A 13,039-nucleotide genomic window follows, 5' to 3' on the forward strand; every position below is an offset into this window, starting at 1 on the left:
AAAGCGCTCGATCTAGTTCCATAAACGCCTGTTTGGAAGCAGACGTCCATGGATTGGAAGCAGAATGAAGGCAAAAGGGCATCGATGGGGGATTCTGTTTCCAATCCAAGCGCTTTGGAAGCAAAACCCGTTTTCTAGCAATCTCCAGCGCCGATCGATTCCTTCGACCGGCTCTTCGGCCCTTAAAAAGATGGTCAAAATCAAAGCACCAGCAGCGAGAATTAGGAAATCCAACGTAAATCCCCTCGTAAAAGCGTCTATGTGGGGATATTGAGGCGCACGCGGGCCGATCTGTGCCCAAATCCCCACATAAGAAAGGGATATCTCCCCCCATGACCACGCTTACGATGGGATTTGGCATTGAATGGCGGGGGAAGATCGTCCAAATCCCCCCATTGCCGACGCACCGAGGCCGGGCGCGGGGCGAAAATTCTACCCATAACCCCTCCCATGGGCTGATTTGTCTTCTTTTCCGCGTTTCGTGGGTGCAAATCGTACCATAGAAATCAGAAATCCTCCCATTAATGAATCTATGGTAAGATTTTAGGCAAACAGCCTCTCCAATTCCAGAAAATCTTCCCATAGCCTACAGGCACTCACGTGTAAAAGCTTGAGCGGTGTTTTTAACTAGCAAATTCCCTGAATACTGCATGCAAGTAGGTTAGTCATGTATAAGTCTTCGAAAATAACTGTCTACACTGTGGACTGAGTAGTCCTTTCAGAAACCGTCTTCGGTGTATAAAACTCCAGTGGTCAAAATTATGTGAGCACGCTCCCTCGTCTAAGTGAACAACCGAATCCCCCAAAATAAAATAATTATCATAAACAGGCACATTCAGGGTCATTTGCCCATATGCTTAAAGAGAACGTGAAATCTCCAAAATGAATGAATTCCCAGTAAATGTCCTCAAACGATCCCGGTATAGATCTATTAAAATTGGAAACACTAAAACCGATACCAGAATTTAAGGGAGAGATGAGGATGAATACGATGGAGCATCGGTGTGGGGTTTGTGAAAGTCATGGAAAAGACGGCTTTCATCTTTTATCTATGTGGCTTTGTAAGGACTGTGAACGTGCGATAGTAACGCTGGATGTTGAGCATTTGGAATATGATTGGTATGTTCAGCAACTGAGAAAGAGTAAAATGAATGTATTGTTGGCTCATTAAGTGAGGCTATACCCATTCTTTGTTATAATGAAACAATGATTGTATAACAAAAGGATTGACGATGATGAACACTCCAATACTCCAAAAACTTATTGAGCATGCTCATGATCAACCGGTATCACTTCACGTGCCTGGTCATAAAAATGGCGAATTGGCAGAAGGTGACTATGGACGTTTTTTTGAGCAAGTGATGAAACTAGACGTAACTGAACTGCCTGGTTTTGATGATTTACATGCTCCAAGTGAGTGCATTTATGAAGCAGAACAGCTGGCAGCAGAGCAATATGGAAGTGCGCGGACGCGCTTTCTTGTTGGCGGTTCTACCGTCGGGAACCTTGCGATGCTGTTGGCGTTTTGTAATCGTGGTGATACGGTGTTTGTGCAGCGCGATTCTCACCAATCCATTGTTCATGGTTTGGAACTGGCGGGTGTACAAGCTGTGTTTTTGCGGTCTGATCTTGATGAACAAACCGATTTAAGCCGGGGGATTGGCCGAGCGACGTTGGCATCGGCTTACAAGGCTTATCCTAACGCTCGTGCACTAGTCATGACGTCTCCTAGCTATTATGGCTCTGTTGGCGAGTTAGAGGCTGTTGTGAACCTCGCAAAATCGTATGGCCTGTCTGTGCTCGTTGATGAAGCTCACGGGGCACATCTACATATTGATTCAACGTTTCCACGTTCAGCACTTGAATTGGGGGCAGACGCTGTTGTGCAATCTGCACACAAAACGTTGCCTGCGTTAACGATGGGTGCGTATCTACATTTGCGCAGTCTAAAAGATGAATGGAAGATAAATGGATGGCTAAAACGACTGCAAACGAGTAGTCCATCATACATTATCATGGCTTCATTAGACGCAGCACGTGCTTATGCACGTACGATGAAACAGCGTAAACCTGCACGAGCGCTTAGCCGCTTTCACTCGAAAGTACACACTAAGATCCCAGGTGCATCTGTGTCTACGGAGGACCCTCTTAAATTGCTTATGTATGTTCCAGAGGGCTATACGGGGTCAAACTGGGAAAAAGAGTTTCATAGACAAGGGGTTTATCCTGAACTTAGTAACGAACAATTTGTACTCTTGATCCTCCCGATACAGATGAGTGAATCCTATGAACATGAACTGCTTCATGTTTTGGGGGAATTGTACGATGAACAGACGCTACCTAAAAAGAAACAGCGGTTTACCCCTGATTATCCAGAAACGAGTATGATTTCGTTTGAAAGTATCGGCGAAACCGCGACAGAATATATCCATCTAGACCAAGCAGTAGGAAGAACGATTGCAGAAGAAGTTGTTCCCTATCCACCGGGAATTCCTTTATGGATTGTCGGGGAGCGTATTGATGAGAGCAGGCTAGTGTTTTTACTGGAGTGGTGTAAAAGTGGTGGTCGTGTTCAAGGTGGGAATCAGTTGCAGAACGATGAATTACTCGTGGTGAAAGAAGAGGTTACATATGAATAAAAAAGGGTTGTTTATCACATTTGAAGGTGGAGAAGGGGCAGGGAAATCAACGGTATTGAAAGCTGTAGCCGAGCGCCTTGAAACGAATGGTTATCGCGTTGTGACAACGAGAGAGCCTGGAGGTGTGAAGCTTGCAGAAAGTATTCGGCATTCACTTTTGGATGATCCGTCACTTGACATCGATCCAAAAACCGAAGCACTTTTATTTGCAGCGGCAAGAAGGCAACATCTTGTAGAGAAGATTATTCCAGCATTAACTGAGGGGGCCGTGGTCCTCTGCGACCGCTTTGTGGATAGCAGTCTAGCCTATCAAGGAGCTGGCAGGGGGATTGGTGTAGAGGCAGTCCGCCATATTAATGAGTTTGCGGTGGAGGAGCACATGCCAGACGTCACGTTGTTATTTGACTTACCTATTCAAATTGGACTGGACCGAATCAAAGGAAATAAAAGAGAGAGCAATCACCTCGATGAAGAGGGAGCTCTGTTTCATGAGACTGTGAGAAGAACTTACCATCAACTTGCGTCACAAAATGAAGAACGGTATCGTATGATAAAGGCAGATGCCCCTATTGGGGCAGTCGTTGAAGAAACTTATTCTGTCATTCAATCTGCACTAGACCGTATATAGGTCAATCCAGTATGATAAGGACAAGAGATGCGCATGAGTGCATTGTAAAGGGAGGAAAACAGCGTGAAATTAATTGTATCCGTTGTTCAAGATAAAGACAGCAACCGCTTATCAACAGCTCTTGTAGAGAATGATTACCGAGCAACGAAGCTAGCTTCAACTGGAGGTTTTCTAAAAGCGGGAAACACGACGTTTCTCATTGGGGTTGAAGACGATCTTGTTGCCGATGTTTTGGATATCATCAAAGAGAACTGTGAAAGTCGGGAACAACTGGTTGCGCCTGTCTCTCCGATGGGTGGAAACGCTGATTCTTATGTACCTTACCCTGTCGAAGTACAGGTTGGCGGAGCCACTGTCTTCGTGTTGGACGTCGACCAATTTGAACAATTTTAAGTTTGGAAGGGGCGTCGACCGATGACTTGGGATCGATTGCGAAGCCGTCAGCCTGTTGTTGCAAAGCTCTTGCAACAAGCAGTTTTACGAGAGCGGCTTCCTCACGCATATGTTTTTGAGGGCGAAGACCGTTTGGAGCATCGAGAAGCGGCTTCGCTCCTTTGTCGTGCATTTTTATGCAGGTCAACAGAAACGAAGCCTTGCGGAGTTTGCCATGATTGTAAAAGAGCGGAAAACGGAAGTCATCCAGATTTGACAACAATCCAACCGGATGGCCTTTCCATAAAAAAGAACCAAGTAGAGCTACTACAAAAAGAATTTGCCTATAAAGGGATGGAATCTCCTCGCAAAGTATATGTCATCGAGGACGCTGACTTAATGACGGCGAGTGCTGCTAACAGCTTACTCACCTTTTTGGAAGAACCTGAAGGGGAGACGTTAGCGATTCTTATGACGCGCAATCTGCATTTTTTACTGCCGACGATTGTTTCAAGATCTCAAATTCTATCTTTCTCACCTTTATCAGATGTTGAAAGACAAAAAAACCTTGAGGCTGCTGGGGAGAAACCGGTGCTTGCCGCTCTTCGAGCACGGATTGGGGACAAGCCTGTTGATCTTCCCGAAGAAGAGCGAACCGCGTGGATTGTACACGGGCGTCAGGTAGTGATACAATTGGCGGAAGAGGTTCTTCAGCGACCTCAGCAAGCAAGGTTAATCTTACAAGAAAAATGGCACAGTCATTTTAAAGATAGGAATCACATTGATACGGGACTAGACCTTTTCCTATTTTGGTACCGTGATGTACTTTACTTGAAGTGGGAGAGAGAAGACTTAGCGTATCCGGATCAGGCCGAGCGTTTACGTGTAGAGAGCTTGCATCGTTCAGAAACCATGCTTGCTTCCAATATGAAAGCGGTTATGGAAGCGAAGAAATACTTGTCTGCAAACGTAAATCCGCAGCTGATTATGGAACGTCTCTTGCTTCGTATTCAGGAGGGATCATAATTGCACCAAGTGATTGGGATTCGATTTAAGAAAGCAGGGAAGATTTATTATTTCTCACCTGCAGAATTTGACATTCACGTTGGCCAATCTGTGATCGTTGAGACCGCACGAGGTGTGGAATATGGGGTTGTTGTCCTCGGGGTAAAAGAAGTAGATGATGACGATGTTGTACTTCCCCTCAAGAAAGTGCTGCGAATCGCAACGGATGAAGATACGGCCAGGGTGATCGAGAACGATACACTAGCAAAAAATGCACATGACGTATGTTCAGATAAGATTAATGAACACGAATTAGATATGAAGCTCGTCAGTGTAGAATATACATTTGACCGTAATAAAGTGCTGTTCTATTTTACAGCGGATGGCAGAATTGACTTCCGCGAACTCGTGAAGGACCTTGCCTCGGTTTTTCGAACGCGGATTGAGTTACGTCAAATCGGAGTTAGAGATGAGGCGAAGATGCTTGGGGGCGTTGGACCGTGTGGATTGGTTCTATGCTGTTCAACATTTCTTGGTGATTTTGAGCCTGTCTCCATTAAAATGGCAAAAGATCAGAATCTCTCGCTCAATCCTGCAAAGATATCTGGATTGTGCGGCCGACTCATGTGTTGTTTGAAATACGAGAATGACGAATATGAGCAGGCGAAGAAAGAGCTTCCAGATGTAGGCGAAAGAATTCATACCGTTGACGGTAAGGGCAAAGTCACGGGTTTGAATATGCTTGAGCGCATCGTCCAAGTCGAATTATTTGATGAAGAACGCACCTTGGAATATTCCTTAGAAGAATTGATTGAACAAGGATCACTAACCGGCTAAGCTGCCACAAGAGGGTGGGAGACGAACGTGGCGAAGAAAGAAATGTTTTCACAAGTTATCCATATGGAGAAGCAACTCCTTGCCTTCCATGAAGAATTGCGGGAATTAAAGGAGCAGCTTGCTTCACTGATTGAAGAGAATCAAGGGTTGGTTACGGAAAACCGACTGCTGCGAGAGCGGCTTGAACATGAAGGAATTAAACAGCCCTCCCAAGACGAGCAGCGACCGCCCGCAGATGATGGACAAGGGGAAACCGTCCCGCCCGGAGAAGGCTATGATAACCTTGCCCGTTTGTATCATGAAGGTTTTCATATTTGTAATTTGCATTATGGCAGCTTACGAACGGATGGAGATTGCTTGTTTTGTCTTTCATTCTTCCAAGCGAAGTAAAAATCTCTATGTAGACGACCCGACACGACATGTGCCGGGTTTTTCTTTTGAGGAGTCAAGCTATGGAGTTATTATCGAGAGAGAGAATCGATTATATTTACAGAAATCGCCTTAAAATTATTCAGAGTAAGGAGCGCCTTGCGTTTAGTATCGACTCCGTATTATTAGCGCGTTTTGTTTCGGTAAAGCGAACACGAGGACGCATGCTGGATTTATGTTCAGGAAATGGCGTTGTGCCACTCGTACTCACGATGCGAAGTGAGGTGCCGATTACAGCGGTCGAAATTCAAGCGGATGTGGCCGACATGGCAAAGCGAAGTGTGCAAATGAATGGGATGACGGACCAAATTGATGTGCGTGTGTTTGACTTAAAAACGATCAAAGACGAAATGCCACATGGAACATTTGACGTCGTTACGTGCAACCCTCCGTATTACCAGGACTCGCTCAAAAATGACGCCAAGCCTTTTACGATTGCTAGACACGAGGAAGCGTGTACGATTTATGATGTGGCACAAGCGGCAGCTTATGCTCTTAAACATAAAGGCAAAGCAGCATTTGTGTTTCGACCAGAACGCATTCATGAGCTTTTTCAAGCGTGTGCAACGGCAGGTTTAGAGCCGAAAAGACTACAGTATATTCATCCTAAACAAGAGGCCCAGGCAAACATTGTCCTTTTGGAAGCGGTCAAAGGTGGTAAGCACGGGGTAACGACATTACCGCCTGTTTTTGTGTACGAAAATGGCGAGCATACGACGTCTTTTACTCGGGCATACGAGGGGGAATCGTTTGCCTATGAACGCATACAGTGCAAAGTGAAACGAAGAAGCCATTTTGTGTATATGCTGGAGTGCAAGGATGGTTCGTACTATACAGGATACGCACGTGATGTATGGGCGAGACTGAAGATGCATATCGAAGGAAAAGGGGCAAAGTATACACGTGGACGAGGTCCATTTACGTTAATTCACCAGGAAGCGTTTGATACGAAGAGAGAAGCATTACAAGAGGAATGGCGATTAAAACAATTAACGAAGCGCGAGAAAAGGGCGTACATATTAGAAAGAAGGAGGGGTGTTTATGCACCGGGGCACATTATACCTCGTTCCTACACCGATCGGTAATTTAGAAGATATGACGTACAGAGGTGTACGTGTGTTGTCTGAAGTCGATCTCATTTGTGCAGAAGATACGAGACAGACAAGAAAATTGCTCACACATTTCGACATTCCTACACAGACGATTAGTTTACACGAGCATAATGAACATGCTCGTATTCGCGGGTTAATCGAGCAGTTGCAAGCCGGTAAAGATGTGGCCATTGTTAGTGATGCTGGAACACCGCTTGTATCTGATCCAGGGGCGGAATTGGTTGCACAGTGTATTGAAGCAGGAATTGTTATTACTCCTCTTCCTGGAGCTAACGCAGCGCTTACAGCTTTCATTGGATCGGGCCTCGGGGGCGGCGCTTTTTATTTTCATGGATTTTTGCCTCGGAAAAAGAAAGAGATTCGAGAACAACTTGAACATTTACGCCACTTAAAAGTACCGATTATCTTTTATGAGTCTCCTCACCGAATGAATGCGACGCTTGAAACGATGGCAGAAGTTTGGGGAGAAAGAGAAGCGGTCATCGGTCGAGAGCTCACGAAGCGTTATGAAGAGTTTGCTAGAGGTAAGGTGAAAGATCTAGGTCGTGATGAATGGCGAGGTGAGATTTGCTTTGTCGTTGCCGGTGCAGATGAATCGGAACAGGCAGAAACAACCGACTGGTGGGAAGGGCTTTCGATTCGTTTGCATGTGCAAGCCTATGAAGAAAAAGGAATGCAAAAAAATGCAGCGATGAAACAGTGTGCACTTGATCGCAACATCCGCAAGAAAGAAGTGTATAACGACTATCACGGACTTAGCTAACCGGCGTATAGGCTGTTCTATGAGGAGTTTTGGGATGGAAAGCGTCTCAAAAAAGCAAAAATCACACCATACGTATCGAGCCAATAAAAAAGAGCTACCCATCGATTTGGGTAGCTCGACTTATGATATTTATAGAGCGGTTGACTTTGAATTGTCCAAGTACTCTTGAAGCGAACCAATTACTTCGCGTGCCCCGTCCGGGCTAAGTATAATCTTGCCGTCGGCAATTGAGATATTTTCGTCAGAGACTTCGCCTGTGACTTGACAAGTCATATTCGGCTTATATTTCTTTAGAATAATGCGGTCGTGATCCACATAAATTTCTAACGCATCTTTCTCTGCAATATCTAATGTACGTCGTAACTCGATTGGAATTACCACGCGGCCAAGCTCGTCAACCTTGCGAACGATGCCAGTTGATTTCATTGCTTAGAATCTCCTCCTTGCGAGCGCAAATGTATATTTGTGTCACAATTTGACACTTTTTATCTCTATGTGTGCAATCATACCAGTATAGTAAAATCAAGTCAATATAATAATCTTAAAATTCAAATGCGATAAAATGGCTATATCTCAAGTGTTTCTGCATTTTCTGAGACAGCACGAGTGTTTGATATGGTATATGTCTGTTGACTTTAGGGAATCACTGATGTATAATTATCAATTAAGTTTGTGGTTTTTCAACGAATAAACATACCGATGAATGGATGAGTAAACAATAACGAGTGTTCAGAGAGCCGGGTTGCTGGGAACCGGTCACAAACGTATTGTTGAAGATGGTCCGCGAGGTTTTGCATTTTAAGCGTAACGCGTGAGGAATGCACGGTTGACCGACCGTTAGCAGGTGTGTAGCTAATTGTAACTGATTAGCGCTGTTGAGCTTCTCTATCACGAGAAGAAAGCAGGGTGGTACCACGTGAGTCCAACTCTCGTCCCTTCACATAGGGACGGGAGTTTTTTAGATTTGATGAATAGATGGGGGCAAATACAATGAGTAATAAACCAACGTACTATGTGACGACACCGATTTATTATCCGAGTGGAAAGCTTCATATCGGTCATGCGTATACGACTGTAGCCGCTGACACGCTTGCACGTTACAAACGTCTACAAGGCTATGATGTGATGTTTTTGACGGGCACTGACGAACACGGGCAAAAGATTGAAAGAAAAGCGAAAGAAGAAGGGGTTACACCGATTGATTTCGTGGATGAAATTGTCGCAGGCATACGTCAGCTTTGGGACAACCTGGACATTTCTTACGATGATTTCATTCGTACGACCGAAAACCGTCATAAACACTCCGTTCAACAAGTTGTGGAGCAGCTAAAAGATCAAGGTGACATCTATTTGAGCGAATATGAAGGCTGGTACTCTGTGCCTGATGAGACGTACTACACAGAATTGCAGCTGGAAGATCCGGTAAAAGATGAAAATGGCAAAATAATCGGAGGTAAAAGTCCCGATAGCGGGCATCCGGTAGAACTTGTTCGTGAGAAATCGTACTTTTTCAAAATGAGCAATTACGCAGAGCGTCTGCTTCAATATTACGAAGACAATCCAGACTTTATTCAGCCTGAGGCTCGTAAAAATGAAATGATCAACAACTTTATTAAACCAGGTCTTGAAGACCTTGCCATCTCTCGGACAGCATTTTCGTGGGGAGTACCGATTAAAAGCGACCCTGAACACGTCGTGTACGTCTGGATTGACGCATTACTTAACTACATTACAGCGCTTGGTTATGGGACGGACAAAGACGAAGCTTATCACAAGTTTTGGCCAGCAGATGTGCATATTGTCGGGAAGGAAATCGTTCGTTTCCATACCATTTATTGGCCAATCATGTTAATGGCGTTAGACGTGCCATTGCCGAAGAAAGTTTTCAGTCACGGTCATTTACTCATGAAAAATGAAAAGATGTCGAAGTCCAAAGGCAACGTCGTGTATCCCGATGCGCTTATCGAACGTTACGGGCTTGATGCGGTACGTTATTACCTCTTGCGAGAAGTGCCATTCGGTTCAGACGGTGTATTCACGCCAGAAGCTTTCGTTGAGCGGATTAACTATGATTTAGCCAACGACCTTGGCAACTTATTAAATCGAACGGTTGCGATGATTAATAAATACCTTGATGGTGAAATTCCAGAGTATCTAAAAGATGGCACCGGTTATGATGCTTCGTTACTTGATGTGGCTGACGCAACGATCGAAAAAGTGGAAGCGCATATCGAAACGATGGAATTCTCAGTTGCTCTCACCGCCATTTGGCAGTTTATCAGTCGTACGAACAAGTACATTGATGAAACACAACCGTGGATGCTCGCTAAAGAAGAAGGAAGTGAAGAGCTTCGCGCTGTGATGTACCATTTGGCTGAATCGCTACGAATCATTTCTGTTTTGCTCAAGCCGTTCTTTACAGAAGCACCAACGGCAATTGCACAACAACTTGGATTTAGTGACCAAGAAGATCTTGGCACTTGGGCATCGCTCAAACAGTTTGGTTCATTACCTAAAGGCACACAAGTCGTGAAGAAAGGGACGCCGATTTTTCCACGTCTTGAGATTGAAAAAGAAGTGGACCATATTAGCGGGCTAATGGCAGCGCCAAAAACCGACGAAGCGGAAGCTGAAGAGGAAGAGGGCGCGAACCTTATTACGATTGATGACTTTAAAGCGGTCGAGCTACGGGTTGCACAAGTCACAAAAGTAGAGCCGGTGAAAAAAGCAGACCGGTTGTTAAAGTTGCAATTGGATCTTGGTGATGAGACGCGTCAAGTCGTTTCAGGTATAGCTAAAGATTACACAGCGGATGAACTTGAAGGGAAAAAGATCATTTGTGTAACGAATCTTACCCCTGTAAAGCTGCGTGGTGAGCAGTCTCAAGGGATGATTCTTGCTGGAAAAGCGGAAGACACATTAAAATTGGTCACAATTGATGGCGATCTTCCGAATGGAACACTCATATCTTAATTGATGGAAAGCCGGGCATGCCCGGCTTTTTAAAAAGGAGTTAACGATGGTTGAATTGTTTGATACACACGTGCACGTAAACGTGCATCAGTTTGATGATGATCTTGAAGACGTGCTTACCCGTGCACGAGAAGCCGGTGTGAAGTGGATGAATGTCGTCGGGTTCGATCGTGAAACCATTACCCGAGCGATGGCGCTCGTAGATGAATATGAGTTTTTGTATGCGACGATTGGCTGGCATCCAGTCGATAGTGTCGACTTCACCGATGAAGATCTTGCATGGATCGAATCGTTAACGGAGCACCCAAAGGTCATAGCCATCGGTGAAACGGGGCTTGACTATCATTGGGACAAATCTCCGGCAGCGGTTCAGAAGGAAGCGTTTATAAAACAGATCCAGCTTCATAAGCGAGTCGGACTTCCTCTTGTTATTCATGGTCGAGAAGCCCAAGCAGATATTGCGACGATTCTTGAACAAGAAGGGGTCGGCCCGGCAGGTGGAATCATGCATTGCTTTAGCGGAGACGAAGAGACAGCAAAGCGTTGTTTAGATGTGGGCATGCATATTTCTTTTGGGGGACCGGTTACGTTTAAAAATGCGCAACTACCGAAAGATGTAGCGAAGATGGTGCCGCTGGATCGTTTGCTTATTGAGACTGATTGCCCGTTTCTCGCTCCCCACCCTTACCGGGGAAAACGAAATGAGCCAGCTCATGTGGCACTCGTCGCCGAAAAAATTGCTGAACTAAAAGGCGTTACCGTAGAGGAGATCGCTGAGATTACGACAGCCAATGCAAAACGACTTTTTGGGCTTACCGATGAAAATTAAAGAGTGCATCGTTGTAGAAGGCAGGGATGACACGGTTGCAATCAAGCGAGCGGTCGAGGCAGATACGATTGAAACAGTGGGCTCAGCTGTGCCACCGCAAGTGATCGAGCGAATTAAACTTGCTATGATACGTCGAGGCATCATCGTCCTTACCGATCCCGATTATCCCGGAGAGCGAATTCGGCGAATCGTGACCGAAGCGGTACCTGGTTGCAAACATGCATTCATTAAGAAAGTCGATGCGCTATCTGCAAATAAAAATAGCGTCGGGGTAGAACATGCGTCTCCAGAAACGATACGAGAAGCGTTGAGGAATGTTCAGACCATTGGTGAAATGCCTGCGTATGATCCAGTAACGATGGCTGATATTCGAGGAGCCGGCTTATTAGCAGGTGAGGATGCCAGGTCTCGAAGAGAGAAAGTTGGATCGGAATTAAATATTGGTTATGCAAATGGAAAGCAATTTGTAAAGCGGCTAGATGTTTTTCAAATTGAACGTGAGGAATTTTTGGCTGCTTTAGAAAAGGTAGGTTTACGATGAAAGAAATTGCAACCCCTACAAGAACGAAGGAAATTGTGGAACGCTACAACTTAAAAGCGAAAAAAAGTCTCGGACAGAACTTTATGGTTGATGCTCAGTTACTCAGCAAAATGGTTGATCATACAGGTTTAACAGAAAGAGATGGGGTCATTGAAGTGGGGCCTGGCATCGGAGCGTTAACCGAGCAGCTAGCAAAGCGCGCGAAGAAGGTTATCGCTTATGAAATTGATCAGCGCCTTTTACCCGTTTTAGACGATACACTGTCTTCGTATGACAATGTAGACATCAGGCATGAAGATTTTTTGAAGGCCGATCTTACGGAAGTGTTTAAAAAAGATTTTTCCGATGTAGACAACGTGTATGCGGCAGGCAATTTACCGTATTATGTTACAACGCCTATCCTTATGCGTTTTCTTGAAGAGAGGCTGCCGATTGAAACATTAACGGTCCTCATTCAAAAAGAAGTAGGCGACCGTCTCGCCGCGAAGCCATCGACGAAAAGTTACGGATCGTTGTCAATCGCCGCGCAATATTATGCGGAGACAGAAGTCATATCAGCGGTGCCACCGCAAGCTTTTATGCCAAGACCGAACGTTGATTCTTCGATTATTACGTTTCGCATTCGCAAAGAAAAAGCTGTGCAAGTAAACGATGAAGCTTTCTTTTTCAAGTGCATTCGCGCATCGTTCGCTCAGCGCAGAAAGACGCTCCGAAATAACCTGAATCATTGGCTTGGAGACAAAGAGCGGGTAACCGAAGCTTTGGAACGCTCAGAAATTGATGGAGCACGGCGAGCTGAGACGTTAAGCATTCAGGAATTTGGTAAATTGGCAGATGCCCTAAATTCTTAACCATTCGTTTCACCTCTTCCATGGCAAATGCATAGTGTACCGTATGGAGGAGGAGTCACG

14 protein-coding genes and 1 other annotated feature are annotated in these 13,039 nt (G+C 45.1%); of the genes, 13 read left to right on the forward strand and 1 reads right to left on the reverse strand.

Translation table 11 applies throughout. The annotated features are described in order from the left end of the window. The first annotated feature begins 982 nt into the window (after nt 1-982). The 9 genes from ACE1TF_RS18925 (at nt 983) to rsmI (ending at nt 7,785) form a co-directional block, all read left to right on the forward strand. Complete coding sequence (locus ACE1TF_RS18925) at nt 983-1,171, forward strand: sigma factor G inhibitor Gin (protein WP_052363917.1); 189 nt, start codon at nt 983-985, stop codon at nt 1,169-1,171. Nucleotides 1,172-1,235: 64 nt separating this feature from the next. Continuing rightward, the gene (locus ACE1TF_RS18930; protein ID WP_375019061.1) at nt 1,236-2,639 is read left to right on the forward strand and encodes an aminotransferase class I/II-fold pyridoxal phosphate-dependent enzyme; all 1,404 of its coding nucleotides are present in this window, start codon (nt 1,236-1,238) and stop codon (nt 2,637-2,639) included. Further along, the gene (gene tmk / locus ACE1TF_RS18935) at nt 2,632-3,267 is read left to right on the forward strand and encodes a dTMP kinase (protein WP_375019063.1); all 636 of its coding nucleotides are present in this window, start codon (nt 2,632-2,634) and stop codon (nt 3,265-3,267) included. The genes ACE1TF_RS18930 and tmk overlap by 8 nt, the downstream gene beginning before the upstream one ends. Nucleotides 3,268-3,330: 63 nt before the next feature. Continuing rightward, nucleotides 3,331-3,660: a cyclic-di-AMP receptor gene (locus ACE1TF_RS18940; RefSeq protein WP_042429422.1), complete on the forward strand. Its 330-nt coding sequence runs from the start codon at nt 3,331-3,333 to the stop codon at nt 3,658-3,660. Between the two features lie 21 nt (nt 3,661-3,681). Then, nucleotides 3,682-4,665 carry a DNA polymerase III subunit delta' C-terminal domain-containing protein gene (locus ACE1TF_RS18945; RefSeq protein WP_375019065.1) on the forward strand — a complete coding sequence of 328 codons (984 nt, stop codon included), beginning with the start codon at nt 3,682-3,684 and terminating at the stop codon, nt 4,663-4,665. After that, nucleotides 4,666-5,481, forward strand: coding sequence for a PSP1 domain-containing protein (locus ACE1TF_RS18950; RefSeq protein ID WP_042402348.1), 816 nt, complete (start codon nt 4,666-4,668; stop codon nt 5,479-5,481). Nucleotides 5,482-5,508: 27 nt separating this feature from the next. Further along, entirely contained in the window at nt 5,509-5,871 is a 363-nt protein-coding gene (gene yabA / locus ACE1TF_RS18955; protein WP_042402351.1) for a DNA replication initiation control protein YabA, read from the forward strand. Nucleotides 5,872-5,933: 62 nt separating this feature from the next. Then, nucleotides 5,934-6,995, forward strand: a complete 1,062-nt coding sequence (locus ACE1TF_RS18960) for a GIY-YIG nuclease family protein (protein ID WP_375019067.1) — start codon at nt 5,934-5,936, stop codon at nt 6,993-6,995. Beyond that, complete coding sequence (gene rsmI, locus ACE1TF_RS18965; RefSeq protein WP_042402354.1) at nt 6,952-7,785, forward strand: 16S rRNA (cytidine(1402)-2'-O)-methyltransferase; 834 nt, start codon at nt 6,952-6,954, stop codon at nt 7,783-7,785. Before ACE1TF_RS18960 ends, rsmI begins: the two co-directional genes overlap by 44 nt. 129 nt (nt 7,786-7,914) lie before the next feature. Here rsmI and ACE1TF_RS18970 read toward each other — a convergent pair whose 3' ends face one another. Next, nucleotides 7,915-8,211 (reverse strand): transition state genes transcriptional regulator AbrB, encoded by a 297-nt coding sequence (locus tag ACE1TF_RS18970; protein ID WP_042429430.1) that lies wholly within the window; start codon nt 8,209-8,211, stop codon nt 7,915-7,917. Between the two features lie 264 nt (nt 8,212-8,475). Beyond that, nucleotides 8,476-8,725, forward strand: a binding site (T-box leader). 50 nt (nt 8,726-8,775) lie between these two features. Between ACE1TF_RS18970 and metG the strand changes: the two genes are divergently transcribed. The 4 genes from metG to rsmA are packed head-to-tail and all read left to right on the forward strand — an operon-like array spanning nt 8,776 to nt 12,979. Further along, nucleotides 8,776-10,758 carry a methionine--tRNA ligase gene (gene metG, locus ACE1TF_RS18975; RefSeq protein WP_375019070.1) on the forward strand — a complete coding sequence of 661 codons (1,983 nt, stop codon included), beginning with the start codon at nt 8,776-8,778 and terminating at the stop codon, nt 10,756-10,758. Nucleotides 10,759-10,804: 46 nt separating this feature from the next. Beyond that, entirely contained in the window at nt 10,805-11,587 is a 783-nt protein-coding gene (locus ACE1TF_RS18980) for a TatD family hydrolase (RefSeq protein ID WP_375019072.1), read from the forward strand. Next, on the forward strand, nt 11,577-12,128 hold the full coding sequence (gene rnmV / locus ACE1TF_RS18985; protein WP_375019074.1) for a ribonuclease M5: 552 nt from the start codon (nt 11,577-11,579) through the stop codon (nt 12,126-12,128). Before ACE1TF_RS18980 ends, rnmV begins: the two co-directional genes overlap by 11 nt. Further along, entirely contained in the window at nt 12,125-12,979 is an 855-nt protein-coding gene (gene rsmA, locus ACE1TF_RS18990) for a 16S rRNA (adenine(1518)-N(6)/adenine(1519)-N(6))-dimethyltransferase RsmA (RefSeq protein WP_375019076.1), read from the forward strand. Before rnmV ends, rsmA begins: the two co-directional genes overlap by 4 nt. Nucleotides 12,980-13,039 lie beyond the last annotated feature (60 nt).

It is taken from the genome of Geomicrobium sp. JSM 1781026 (genome assembly GCF_041949955.1).
Taxonomy (GTDB): Bacteria; Bacillota; Bacilli; order Bacillales; family Marinococcaceae; genus Geomicrobium_A.